Here is a 12,984-nt window from a genome sequence, read left to right as displayed (position 1 = left end):
GCGTGAGCGACGAGGACGCCCCCCGGCCGTCGGGCCTCAAGGACCTGTTCAACGGCGTCGGCTACCTGCTGCGCGGCATCGCGTGGACGGCCCGGCACCCCGCCCAGTGGCTGTTCGGCCTCATCCCCGCCCTGATCGTGCTGGTGCTGTACGTGGCGGCGCTCACCGCGCTGGCGTACAACCTCGACGGCCTCGCCGAATGGGCGACGCCGTTCGCCGACGGCTGGGCGGACGGGGCGCGCACGTCGGCGCGGGTCGTCGCCGGGCTCGCCCTCTTCGGCACGTCGCTGTTCCTGGCGGTCATCACGTTCACCGCGGTGACGCTGCTGGTCGGCGACCCGTTCTACGAGGCCATCGCGGTGCGGGTCGAGGAGTCGCAGGGCGGCGCGCCGCCGGAGCCGGACGTCCCGCTCCTGGTGCAGATCGCGCGGGCGGTCAAGGACGCGGTGCTCCTCGCGGTGATCGCACTGGCGTTCGCGGTGGTGTTCTTCGCGTGCGGGTTCCTGCCGGTGGTGGGGCAGACGGTCGTGCCGGTGGTCGCGGCGTGCGTGTCCGGCTACTTCCTCGCCGGTGAGCTGACGTCGGTGGCGCTGGAGCGGCGCGGGCTGCGACGGCGCGAACGGTTCGCGCTGCTCAAGCGGAACCGCCCGCTCGCGGTGGGGTTCGGCGCGGCGACGTTCGTGGTGTTCCTCATCCCGCTGGGGGCGGTCCTGGCGATGCCCGGCGCGGTCGCGGGCGGGACGCTCCTGGCCCGGGAACGCCTCGCGGACGGGGCACGGGAGGGGACCGGCGGCCTCGTCCTGGGGTGAGCACGCCACTGCGGAGTGCAGGGCACGGCGGGCGGTACGTAAGGGGCCTGCGCGCGGGGGCATTGTGTCCGGAGCGTGATTACCCTTCCGGACGCAAATGATGATCTTCGCGTAACGTGTGCCGCATGTCCGATCAGGGGGAGCGCGGCGTGCGCTGGACCGAAATGAGCGAGAGTGACACCGGCCGGGGCCCGGGGGAGCCGCAGGCCGGATCGGGAACGGACGCCCCGCAGGGAGCCGTCCCCGAGGCCCCGGGCCGCACCGAGTTCACGGAACCGCCGCCGCTCGCGCCGCATGACATCTGGGGAAAGGTCGAGACCCCGGCCGCCGCGCCGGAGCCGCCGCCCGCGCCCGCCTGGCCCGCGCCCGCGGAACCCGCGCGCGCCGAGCCCGTGGCCGAGGAGCCTGTGGCCGCCGGGCCCGAGCCCGCTGAGCCCGAGCCCGCCGCGCCGGGCCCTGCCGAGGCCGGGTTCGCCGAGGCCGGGTTCGCCGAGGGCGGGTTCGCCGAGGCCGGGCAGGCGCCCGGTGAGCCGGTGGCCGCCGAGGACGTGAAGGTCGCGCCGGTCCCGGGCGACGACTCCCCCCAGTGGGAGGGCTCGCTGTTCGACGAGGGCGACGGTGACCCGCGCTACCAGCCGGCCGTCCCGACGGGGGTCGGGGGACCGGCCCGTCCCGGCAAGCCGAGCAGCGGCAACTGGCAGATGCCCGACTGGATGGCCGACGAGGAGGCCGCCGACGCCAAGCTCGGCGGCTCGCCCAGCGCCGCGCGCGGCGAGCTGGACGGCGGCGGTCGGACCCGGCTGGTCCTGGTCGGCGGGGTGGGCCTGCTGGTGGTCGCGCTGGTCGCGGCCGGTGGCGTCTACCTGCTGAAGGGACGCGGCGGCGACGGCGAGCCGAAGCGGGGAGAGGGCACACCGGGAGGGACGGCGTCCGCGCAGCCGCCGCAGCAGCAGCCGCAGGACCTCCAGGAGGCGCGGGTGAAGCTGCCGCCCGACCGGCCGCTCCGCACGTTCGCGGGCCGTCCGAGCCGCGTGCTCGGGCAGGTGACCGACGCGCGCTCGGGGCTGTCGTGGCCCCGGTTCGCCGCGCCCTGGCAGCTCCCCACGAAGCAGAACAAGCTGGGCACGCCGGGCTGGTCCGGGCAGCAGGTCCTGGTGACCGAGCGGCACCCGGGGCGGCTCTGGTACGGGCAGTTCCTCACCGGCACGCTGGCGCCGTCGCTGCGGAGCTCCTACAAGGGCCCGGGGAGCGTGAAGAACGTCACCGGTATGGCCGCCAAGGGCTTCGAGGGCCAGTACTACGGGTTCCCGCACCGGACGGCGCCACTGGCGTCGGCGCCGCTGACCGTGAGCGGGCACAAGGGCTGGCTGATCGCCTCGTACCTCACCTACAAGCGGACCGGCGTGCGCGCGACGGGCGAGATCGTCGCCACCGCCGTGATCGACACGGGCCGCCCGGCGCCCGCCGTGGTGTTCGCGTCGCTGCCGAACACCCACAAAAAGGTGTGGCCGGACCTGAACCAGTTCGTCAAGCGGCTGAAGGTCGCGGCCTGACCCCCGGGCCCGGCCCCGTCGGGTAGCGTCCAGGGCGCCATGAACCGCCCACCCCACGACCGGACCCCCGCGGACGACCGGACCCCCGCGGACGGCCGGGCCTCGGCGAGTGACCGGCCTCCTGCGGGCGGCCGGACTCCGGCGGGTGAGCGGGCCTCCGCGGGTGGACGGACCCCTGCGGGCGGCCGGACTCCGGCGGGTGAGCGGGCCTCCGCGGGTGGACGGACCCCTGCGGGCGGCCGGACCCCCGCGGACGGCCGGGCCTCGGCGAGTGGCCGGACCCCCGCGAGTGGCCGGGCCCCCGCGGGTGAGCGGGACTCCGCAGGTGACCGGACCCCTGCGAGTGACCAAGCCTCCGCGAGCGAGCGGACCCCTGCGGGCGGGCGGACCCCCCTGAGTGGCGGGGTGTTGCATCTGGTCGCCGGGGTTACGGGGCTGGGGCTTGGGGTGGTGGCGTTGGGGCCGGGGCTCGCGCCGGGCTTCGTCTTGTCCTACGACATGGTGTTCGTGCCCGGCCCGGCGTTCACCCGGCTGACGTTCGGGCTGACCGGGACGGTCCCGCGGCACGTGCCGAGCGACGCGGTCGTCACGGCGCTCGCGGCCGTCGTCCCGGCGGACGTGGTCCAGAAGCTCGTCCTGCTGGCGGTCTTCGTGATGGCGTGCACGGCGGCGGCGTCGCTCGTCCCGTCGCGCCGCCTCGTGCCCCGGCTGGCCGCGGGGGTCTGCTACGCCTGGAACCCGTTCGTCGCCGAGCGGCTGCTGCTCGGGCAGTGGGCGCTGCTGCTCGGCTATGCCGCGCTGCCCTGGGTCATGGCGGCGGCGGCCGGGACGGACCGGCCGGGGGGCGCCCGTCGGCTGGTCCGCGCGCTGATCCCCGCGGCGATCGGCGGCTTCGCCGCGCTGACCGTCTCCGGGATCGCCGCCCTGACCGTCGCCGTGGTCACGGGCACGGGCGCGGGACGCGCGCGCGCCGGGGGCCGGGTCGTCGCGGCCGTGGGGGGACTCAGCCTCCCGTGGCTGGTGCCGGGGCTGCTGCGCCCCGCCGGGATCCCCGAGGACGGCGCAGCCGTGGGGGCGTTCGCGGCCCGCGCCGACACGCCGTTCGGGACGCTCGGCAGCCTGCTGTCGCTGGGCGGCGTCTGGAACGGCGAGACCGTCCCGGCCGGGTACGGCGCGCCCGTCACCGCGGCCGTCTGGCTGCTCGTGGTGGTCGTGGCCCTCGCCGCCTACGCGCGGACGGGGTGGGGCACGGGCCTCGGCGCGGCGGGGGCGGCCGGGTTCGCCGTGGCGGCGTCGGGTGCCGTGGCGGGGGGCGCGCTCGAAGGGCTGATCGGGTTGTGGGCGGGGTTCGCGGTGCTGCGCGACGGGCAGCAGTACGTGGCGCCGCTGGCCGTCGTCGTCGCGGTGGGGCTCGGGACGGCCGCCGACCGGGCCGCCGACGCGCGGCTGCCGCTGGTCGCCCCGGCGGCGGTGCTCGCGCCGCTGTTCCTGCTGCCCACGCTGGCGTGGGGCGCGGCGGGCGAGCTCCGGGCCGTCCGGTACCCGGCGGACTGGGCGCGCGCGCGGCAGATCATCGATAGTGACCGGGCGTCCGGTGACGTGCTGGTGCTGCCGTGGGCGGCCTACCGGAGCTACCCCTGGAACCACGGGCGCCGCGTCCTCGACCCGCTGCCGCGCTACCTGCACCGGCGTGTGATCGTGAACGACGCCGTCGCCGTGGGCGGGGTGTCCGGCGCGGCCGTCGCGGCTGAGGACCCGAGGGCCGTCCGGCTGAACCGGGCCGTGGCGGCCGGGGTGCCGCCTGCTTCGACGCTGCGTGACGCGGGCGTGCGGTACGTCGTCGCCGACGCGGAGACGACTGCCAACCGCCCGCCCGGCGCGGTGGAGGTACTGCGGGGCCCCGACCTGGCCGTCTACCGGATCGACGGGGTCCGACCAGTGCGGGAGCGGACGGTGCCGGTGGTACCCGTGGTGGCCGCGTGGACTGCCGTGTGCCTTCTGGTCTCTTGGTCGATCCTCGCCCCACGCACTACTGTGGGCCTTCCGTTACTCGGCGGTATCCACCCCCGCAACCCCCGTCGAAGGGTCACCTGATGCGCATCGCCATCGCCGCGCTGGTCGGTGTACTACTGGCCACCGGCGCCTCCTTCGGTGCCGTGCAACTCGCGAACGCCTCCCAGAAGGACCCGGTCGTCAAGCCGCTGTACAACTACGGCTCCCGCTGATCCCGCGTCCTGATGGGGTCCCGGCCTGAGGGCCCCGCCCCCCTGGAGATCGTCGTCCCCGCCTACAACGAGGCCGGCCGGCTTCCCCGGGGGCTGGGCCTGCTCGGCGACAAGCTCGCGCGGCTCCCGGTGCGCGCCACGATCCTCGTCGTGGACAACGCGAGCACCGACGGGACGGCGGGCATCGCCCGTTCCTGGCGCGGTCCCGTGCCCGTCCGGCTGCTGCGCTGCGAGCGCCGCGGCAAGGGCGCCGCCGTCCGCGCCGGGCTGCTCGCCACGTCCGCCCCCTACATCGGGTTCATGGACGCGGACATGGCCACCGACCTCGCGGCGCTGGACGACGCGCTCGTCCTGCTGCGCGAGGGCCGCCCGGTCGTGGTGGGGTCAAGGCGCCACGGTCGGTCGGTCGTCGAGGGCTACGCGCTGCCGCTCCGGCGGCTCGGCGCCCTGGCCTTCAACCGGGTCGTGCGCGACATCGCGGGCGGCCTGTCCGACACCCAGTGCGGGTTCAAGTTCTTCGCCGGGCCGCTCGGCCGCGCGGCGGCGGCCGAGGTGCGCACCGCCGGGTTCTCCTTCGACGTCGAGCTCCTCGCGCAGTGCGTGCGGCGCGGCGCGGTCGTGACCGACATCCCGGTGATCTGGCGCGACCGCCCGGGGTCGACGTTCTCGGTGCGGCGGCATTCGTTGCAGTGCTTCGTCGACCTGGCCCGCATCCGCGCGCGTGTCGGACGTGCCGGGCCGCCCGCTGTCGTGGTCCGCGATGTGGTCACGGCACCCGGGGCGGTTTCCGGCCCGGTCGTCCCGCCGCAGGGCGGCCTGTCTTCGGCGAGCGGGCTCTCCTCGTCCTCGGCCTCGGGCGCCGGACCGGGATGAGCGGGTGTCCCGAAGCCGGTGACGTCTCCGTGACGGGCCTCCGGCTGGCGGTCGTCAACTGGCGCGACCCGTGGCATCCGGCGGCGGGCGGCGCCGAGCGCTACGCGTGGGAGCTGGCGCGCAGGCTGGCCGGGCGCGGCGCGCGCGTCCGCTATGTGACGTGCAGGGCGCCGGGGCAGCGGCGCCGGGACCGGGTCGAGGACGTCGAGTTCGTCCGCCTGGGCGGGCGGTTCACCGTCTACCCGCTGGTGCTGCTGTGGATGCTGGTCCGCCGCCGCTCGTTCGACGCGGTCGTCGACTGCCAGAACGGCATCCCGTTCTTCAGCCCGTGGGTGCTGCCGCGGCGCGTGCCGGTGTTCTGCGTGATCCACCACGTCCACGACATGCAGTTCGGCCTGTACTTCCCGTCGTGGCTCGCGTGGCTCGGGCAGAAGCTGGAGGGTCCGGTCAGCCGCTGGACGTACCGGCGGCACGCGTACGCGGTGGTGTCGCCGTCGACGCTGAGGGCCGTCCGCGAGCGGCTGGCGTGGACCGGTCCGGCGTACGTCGTCCCCAACGGGTGCACGCCCCCCGCCAGCGCGGACGGGTCGGCGCTGGGGCCGGTGGGCGACCCGGAGCTGGTCTGCGTGACGCGGCTCGTCCCGCACAAACGGCTCGACCTGCTCCTCGACCTGGCCGAGCGGCTCGCCGGGCGCCACCCCGGGCTCACGCTGCACGTCGTCGGCGACGGCCCGGAGGCGCCCGCGCTCGCCGAGGGGATCGGGCGGCGGGGCCTCGGCGGCACGGTGATCGCGCACGGCTATGTCGCCGAGGGCGTCAAGACCGCCCTGCTCGCCCGCGCCGACCTGCACCTCAGTACTTCCGAGGGGGAGGGCTGGGGGCTCAGCGTGATCGAGGCCGCCGCGCTCGGCGTGCCGACCGTCGCGCGCGACGTGGACGGGCTCCGCGACGCCGTCCGCGACGGCGTCACCGGCTGGCTGACCGGCGCGGGCGAGGGCGCGGCGGACACGGCCGAGCGCGCGCTGAAGGAACTCGCCGACCCGGCGCGGCGCGCGGAGGTCGCGGCGGCGTGCCGGGCATGGGCGGCGGAGTTCGACTGGGAGCGGACCGCCGCGCGGATGGCGGGACTGCTCGCGGCCTCGGTCCGCGACGTCCACCGGTACGGTGACGAGCACCCCGGGTGGACCCTGTCGGGGCATCGGGGACGGGCCTGAAGGAGCGGCGCTCGGCGGAGAGGGGCTGGGACGAGATGGCCGTGCGAGAGGCCGGCACCCCGGTCGGCTCCCCGGGCGGACCACAGGAGGGCACTGGCGAAGGCGCGGACGCGGCGGCGCGGCTCCGTGAAAGGCTCCGCGTGACCGCCTGCTGCCTGGTGCTGGCGGCGCTGGCGTTCGGCAGCCGTCCCGGCGCGATCCTCGCCGACACCAAGATCGACATGGCGGTGGACCCGCTCGGCTTCCTCGGCCGCGCGCTGCGTCCCTGGGACCCCGAGCAGTTCGGGCAGCTCCAGAACCAGGCCGTCGGCTACCTGTTCCCGATGGGCCCGTTCCACGCGCTCGGCGACCTGGCCGGGCTGCCGCCGTGGATCACCCAGCGGCTGTGGCTGACGCTGCTGATGTGCCTGGCGTTCACCGGCACGCGGCGCCTCGCCGGGCGGCTCGGCCTGGGCGGGCCGGGGACCCGCCTCGTCGCCGCGATGGCGTACGCGCTGGCGCCGAACGGGCTGGCGGCGCTCGGCCGGCTCTCCTCGGAGTACCTGCCCGCCGCGATGCTGCCGTGGATCGTCCTGCCGCTGGTGGCGGCGGTGTCGGGCGAGACCGGGCGGGCGCGCGCGGCGGCCCGGTCGGGGCTGGCCGTCGCGTGCTGCGGCGGCGTCAACGCGACGGCGACCGTCGCCGTCCTGGTCGTCCCGCTGCTGTACCTGGCGACACGGCCGCGCGGGACGTTCCGGCTCAGGCTGCTCGCGTGGTGGTCGGCGGCGGCGGGCGCGGCCGCCGCGTGGTGGCTGATCCCGCTGCTGCTGTCCGGGACGTACGGGTTCTCCTGGCTGACCTACACCGAGAAGGCGTCGACGACGACCGGGCCGACGGGCCTGGTCACCGTCCTGCGCGGCGCGGAACGCTGGGTCGGCTACCTGGTCGTGGACGGTCAGGTCTGGTGGCCGGTCGGGCACGCGCTGTCGCTCAGCCCGCTGCCCGTCCTGTGCACGGGCGTGGTCGCGGCGCTCGGCGTCGCGGGCCTGCTGCGCCGGTCCGCGGCGCCGTCCGAGCGGACGTTCCTGCTGGTGACGCTGCTGGCCGGGCTGGCGATCGTGTCGGCGGGCCACCTCGGCGGGCTGCCCGGCCCGCTCGCCCCGCAGGTGCGCGACCTGCTGGACGGGCCGCTCGCGCCGCTGCGCAACCTGCACAAGTTCGACGCGGTCGTCCGGCTGCCGCTGGCGCTCGGCCTCGCGGCCCTGCCCACCGCGCCGCACCGGCGTGTGCTCGGACGCGCGTGGAGCGGACTGGCCGGCGTCCCGGCGGCGGCGGTCCTCGCGCTCGGCGGGATCGGCGTGACGGCGGCGGCGCACGGCCTGTCCGGTCCGGGCGACTTCACGCAGGTGCCCCGCTACTGGCGGGACGCGGCGTCCTGGCTGAACGGGCGGGCCGGGCATCAGGGCGTCCTCGCCGTCCCGGGGGCCTCGTTCGGCGAGTATGTGTGGGGCCGTCCGATGGACGACATCGTCCAGCCGCTGCTCACGGCCCGGTGGGGCGTCCGGCAGCTCGTCCCGGCCGGGTCGCCCGGATACACGCGGGCGCTGGACGCGATCGACGAGCAGGTCCGGTCCGGGCAGGGCTCGCCGGGCCTCGCCGCCTTCCTCGGCCGGATGGGCATCCGGTACGTCCTCGTGCGCAACGACCTGCGGCGGGAGGCGCTGCGCGGCGGTTACCCGGCGCGGGTGCACCAGGCGCTGGACGCCTCGCCCGGCCTGCGGCGGGCCGCCGCGTTCGGCCCCCCGGCCGGCGGCGACCTCGTCGACGACGCCGTGTCGGCGGTGGACCAGCGGTACCCGGCGCTGGAGGTCTACGAGGTGACGGGCGCGGCGGACGTCGCGGGACTCGCCCCCGCGTCCCGTCCGGTGCGCGTGTACGGGGGGCCGGAGTCGCTGCTGGCGATGGCCGACGACGGCGCGCTGCCCGCCGGACCCGTCCTGCTCGGCGACGACGCGCCGGACCTGCGGGGGACGCCGGTGGTGACCGACTCGCCCCGGCTGCTGCGCCGCGCCTTCGGGGAACTGCACCAGACGTCGCCGACCCTCTCCGCCTCCGGTGCCGCCCGCGCGGCCGACGTGCTGGACGACGGCTGGGACCGATACACCACCCGCGCCGCCTACGGCGGCGGTGTCCGCGACGTGACCGCGTCCACCTCCCGCGGCGGCGACGACGCGATCCCGCAGGGGCGCGACCCCGGCGCCACGCCGTTCGCCGCGCTGGACGGCGACCCGTCGACGTCATGGCAGACCGGCGGCTGGGACGGGCCGGTCGGGCAGTGGCTGCGCGTCGGCTTCGACGGGCCGCGCGCCGTGCCGTCCCTGTCCGCCTCGTTCGTCCAGGACCCCGGCGCCGGGCCGCCCGTGGCGCGGGTGGCGGTCGAGACCGAGCGCGGCGCGCTGGAGCAGGACGTCCGGCCCGTCCCGGCGGCGCAGCCGCTCCGCGTGCCGGGCGGGCCGACGCGCTGGGTGCGGGTGCGCGTCATCGCCGTCGCGTCCGAGCCGGTCGTGCCAGCGCTCGCCCGCGCGGGGATCGCCGAGCTGACCATCGATGGCGTGCGCCCGTCCCGCACCTACGCGCTGCCGCCGCCCGCCGGTGCGGACGCGCCCGCCGCGTACACCATGAGCCGCGCGCCCGGCGCCAGGCCCGACTGCATGAGGGGCAGCCTGCGGTGGGTGTGCTCGCCGTCCCTCGGCACCGGCGACGAGGAGGGCTACGGATTCGACCGGACGTTCACGTCCCCGGCGCTCGCCCGCGCGCCCCTCACCGGGACGGCCGTGCTCACCGACCGGCGGCTGGTCCAGCGGTACACGACGCCGAAGGGGGAGCCGGCCGTCACCGCGACGTCCACCCTCACCTCCCATCCGGCCGGGCAGCCGCGGTCGGCGTTCGACGCGGACCCCGGCACGGCGTGGATCGCCGCCGAGCGCGACCCCGCGCCCGCGCTCACCATCGCGTGGAAGGGCCGCAGGCGCGTCTCGGCGCTGACGCTCACCCGCCCGCCCGGCGCGTCGGGCCCGGTCCGGGTCCGCGTCGAGGGACGGGACGGCGGGATCCGCGAGGTCCTGCCGGACGCGCGCGGCAGGCTGGCGTTCGCGCCGCTGACCACCGACCGGCTCACCCTCACCTTCCGGAGGGACGCGCGGCTCCGGCCGGTGCAGCTGACGGACGTGACCGTCCCCGGCGTCCGCCCGTTCCGCGACGTCCGCGGCCTGCCGCTCCGGCTCCCCTGCGGCTACGGGCCCAAGCTGCGGATCGGGGGGAGGCCCGTCGCCACCAGGGCCGACGGCACGCTCGGCGACCTGCTCGGCGGTGTGCCGCTGCGGTTCACGGCCTGCCGCCCGGTCCGGCTCGCGGCCGGGGCGAACCACCTGACGGCCGTCCCGCTCGACTCGTTCCGCGTCGAGACCGTCACCGTCGGCGGCATCGGCCGCAGCGCCGCCGCGCCGCGGCCGGTCGAGGTGCGGCGCTGGGGGCCGGGGACGCGCGAGCTGGGCGTGGACGCGGCCGGGCCGTCGTTCCTCGTCGTCAACGAGAACTTCAACGCCGGATGGCGCGCCACCGTCGGCGGCACCCGTCTGCGGGCCGTCCGGCTGGACGGGTGGAAGCAGGGCTGGGTGGTGCCCGCCGGGACGAAGGGCACGGTCCGGCTCACCTACGGGCCCGACCGTCCGCAGCTCGCTGCGGTCGCCGCCGGGCTGGCGCTGCTGGTGTTCCTGCTGGTCGCCGCCGTCTGGCCGGGTGCCCGGCGTGGCCCGCGCCCGCGCCCCCGCCCGCTTGCCGCGCCCGCTGCCGCGGGGGGCCGGCCCGGCTGGGCGGCCGTCGCGCTCGCGGCCGTTCTCGGCGGCTGGATCTCCGGTCTCCCCGGGCTCGCCGTCGCCGCCGTGGTCGCGGGGGCCTGCGGCTGGGCAGGCGGCCGCCGCTCCCGCGTCGCGCGCGCCCTCGCCTCGCCCTGGACGGCCGCCCTCGCCCTCACCGCCGGAACGGCCAGCTTCGCCGCGGCCGCCTGGACGGGCACGCTCGGCAACCCCGGCGCCCCGTCCGGCGTGCTCGGCGACATCGCGCCCCAGCTGCTCGGCCTCGCCGTGGCCGGGCGGATCGCCGCCGGGCTGTGGCGGGCACGCCCGCCCTCCGGCGCCTCCGCCGACGGGATCGCGTTCAGCTGGACGGCGCCGTCGCCGGAACCCGGGCGGGACGGCGGGCCAGTTTCAGCGACGGCCGTTCCACCAGGTGGTGGCTCAGGGTCGCCGCTGCGATGGACGCCGCCGCCAGCAGCGGAAGATCCGTCGCCACGTCCCCCCGGAACGTCCGGCCCGCCGCCTCGTACCAGCCGACGATGATCAGTGTCTGCCACAGGAACAGGCCGTAGGAGATCCGGCCGAGGAACCGCATCACCGGATTGCCGAGGATCGCCTCCAGCGCCGGATGCCCCGCCGGTGCCAGCGCCACCGGCGCGACCAGCGCCGCCGCGCACGCCCCGCTGAGGACGAGGTCGAGCAGCGACGTCCAGAACGCGTCCGGCGTCTGGAGGCGCACCGGCCCCGTCACCGGCGTCGACACGATCACGTACAGCGCCGCCGCGCCCGCCCAGCACGCGGCCCACGAGTCCGCGACGGCCCGGCACAGCGCCGCCACCGGGCGCCCGCCGTCCAGCCGCGCCCACACCGTCACCACGGCCAGCGCCATCCCGATCGCGAACCACGCGAGGAACCTCGGCGGCCACAGCCCCATCCGCGGATGCGCGCCGTGGACGAACATCGCCGCCGAGTACGGCAGCGACAGCGCCGCGTACGCGCCGATCCCGACCAGCAGCCGCCGTGCCCGCGCGCCGGTGTCGTCGCCGCGGGCCCGCCGCGCGTACCAGCCGAGGGCCGCCGCCGTGAGCGGCAGCGTCGCATACCAGCCGACCTCGGCGGCGAGGCTCCACACCTGCCCGAGATGCGCGGGCCCGAGGTCGCCGTCCCACCAGGGATCCGGCAGGTAGGTCTGGGTGAGCGTCAGCAGCGGGATCCAGGTGCCGGGGTCACCGGCGTGGCCGCGCCCGGCCGTGGCCATGTAACAGATGATCACGACCCAGTAGGCGGGGAGGATGCGCGCCGCGCGCCTGCGGAAGTACGCGCCGGGCCTCGGGGCCGCCCGCCCGTCCAGCGCGGCGGCGGCCCAGGGGCGGTACAGCAGCAGCCCCGACAGCGTGAAGAAGATCGGCACCCCGACCTGCCCGCCGTTGTACAGCCACCGCGCGCCGGACGGATCGAGGGTCGCCCCCGCCGACCCGGCCACGTGGAACGTCAGGACGGCCAGCGCCGCCACGGCCCGGAGCCCGTCGAGGGTGTTCTGGTGCCCGGAGATCGGCGGCGCCCCCGTCGTCACGCGCCGCCCGCCTTGCGCAGGACGAGCACCAGGTTCCAGGTGGCGAACTCGCGCACGCCCGGGACCCGGACGATCCCCGCGGCCCAGCGCGGGTGGTAGCGCGGCACGGCGTCCAGGACGCGCACGTCCTCGCGCCCGCGCGCCCACGAGAGGGCCGCCGACACCGAGACCGGGTGCAGGCTTTCGCCGTACCGGTTCTTGGGCGGGCGGCCCGTCCGCCGCTCGTACCGGCGCGCCGCCCGGTCGCCGCCGAGGTAGTGCCAGGGCGAGGTCTCGTGGCCGCCCCACGGGGACAGCCAGTTGGTGAACGACAGGAACACCGTCCCGCCCGGCCGGGTCACCCGCACCATCTCCCCGGCCATGCGCCACGGGTCGGGGACGTGCTCCAGCACGTTGGACGAGAAGCAGACGTCGGCCGAGCCCGTCCGGAAGGGGAGGGACAGCGCGCTGGCGACCACCGTCCCCGCACCCGGTGCCCCATGCGCGGTCAGCTCGGCGGGATCGTGGTCGATGCCCGCGCAACGCGCACCCGCCGCGGTCAGCGCGCGCGCGAAGAAACCGGAGCCCGTGCCCACGTCGACGACCGTCGCGCCGCGGAGGTCGGTGTAGACGCCGAGGTGCGCGACGGTGTCGCGGGCCATCAGCTCGTAGAAGTACTCCGGCTCCCGCTGCTCACGGCGGAACGCGCCGAGCAGCCGCACCGACCGCGCCAGCGTCGCCCGGTGCCGCGGCGCGTCGTCCCCGGGCACGTGCCTGTGCGGGGCAGGGGGTGCCGAGGCCATGGCCACCTCACGGGGTCGCGCGGAGACGGGACGGGCGGGAGGGACCTCCACCGGCTTCTGCCGCGCGGGTGCGTCCTGCGCCGCCTGAGGCGAACCGCTATTGGACGGGCGGTTCGGGAAGT

General features: G+C 77.0%; 8 protein-coding genes and 1 pseudogene. 7 read left to right on the top strand and 2 right to left on the bottom strand.

Features of this window, described 5'->3' with window-relative positions; genetic code table 11:
* Positions 1–2: 2 nt before the first annotated feature.
* The 7 genes and pseudogenes from AGRA3207_RS14345 to AGRA3207_RS14320 all read left to right on the top strand — a co-directional run.
* Complete coding sequence (locus tag AGRA3207_RS14345; RefSeq protein WP_231335123.1) at positions 3–809, top strand: EI24 domain-containing protein; 807 nt, start codon at positions 3–5, stop codon at positions 807–809.
* Between the two features lie 125 nt (positions 810–934).
* Positions 935–2,362, top strand: coding sequence for a hypothetical protein (locus AGRA3207_RS14340; RefSeq protein ID WP_231335122.1), 1,428 nt, complete (start codon positions 935–937; stop codon positions 2,360–2,362).
* 450 nt (positions 2,363–2,812) lie between these two features.
* Positions 2,813–4,456 (top strand): MmpA family trehalose lipid delivery protein, encoded by a 1,644-nt coding sequence (locus tag AGRA3207_RS14335; RefSeq protein WP_231336291.1) that lies wholly within the window; start codon positions 2,813–2,815, stop codon positions 4,454–4,456.
* The gene (locus AGRA3207_RS39810; protein WP_273700043.1) at positions 4,456–4,587 is read left to right on the top strand and encodes a hypothetical protein; all 132 of its coding nucleotides are present in this window, start codon (positions 4,456–4,458) and stop codon (positions 4,585–4,587) included. The genes AGRA3207_RS14335 and AGRA3207_RS39810 overlap by 1 nt, the downstream gene beginning before the upstream one ends.
* A gap of 12 nt (positions 4,588–4,599) precedes the next feature.
* Positions 4,600–5,460: a glycosyltransferase gene (locus AGRA3207_RS14330; protein ID WP_231335121.1), complete on the top strand. Its 861-nt coding sequence runs from the start codon at positions 4,600–4,602 to the stop codon at positions 5,458–5,460.
* 29 nt (positions 5,461–5,489) lie between these two features.
* Positions 5,490–6,674 (top strand): glycosyltransferase family 4 protein, encoded by a 1,185-nt coding sequence (locus AGRA3207_RS14325; protein ID WP_231335120.1) that lies wholly within the window; start codon positions 5,490–5,492, stop codon positions 6,672–6,674.
* A 35-nt stretch (positions 6,675–6,709) separates the two neighbouring features.
* A pseudogene (locus AGRA3207_RS14320) lies at positions 6,710–9,790 on the top strand (alpha-(1->3)-arabinofuranosyltransferase domain-containing protein); the annotation flags it as partial.
* 1,078 nt (positions 9,791–10,868) lie between these two features.
* On the opposite strand, the gene AGRA3207_RS14315 reads toward AGRA3207_RS14320, so the two are convergent.
* Positions 10,869–12,080 carry an acyltransferase family protein gene (locus AGRA3207_RS14315; RefSeq protein WP_231335119.1) on the bottom strand — a complete coding sequence of 404 codons (1,212 nt, stop codon included), beginning with the start codon at positions 12,078–12,080 and terminating at the stop codon, positions 10,869–10,871.
* Positions 12,077–12,862: a class I SAM-dependent methyltransferase gene (locus AGRA3207_RS14310; RefSeq protein ID WP_231335118.1), complete on the bottom strand. Its 786-nt coding sequence runs from the start codon at positions 12,860–12,862 to the stop codon at positions 12,077–12,079. Before AGRA3207_RS14310 ends, AGRA3207_RS14315 begins: the two co-directional genes overlap by 4 nt.
* Positions 12,863–12,984 lie beyond the last annotated feature (122 nt).

The organism is Actinomadura graeca (genome assembly GCF_019175365.1).
Classification (GTDB): Bacteria; Actinomycetota; Actinomycetes; order Streptosporangiales; family Streptosporangiaceae; genus Spirillospora; species Spirillospora graeca.
The sequence above is the reverse complement of the archived record's forward strand: the minus strand, read 5'-3'. Positions and strand labels throughout refer to the sequence as shown.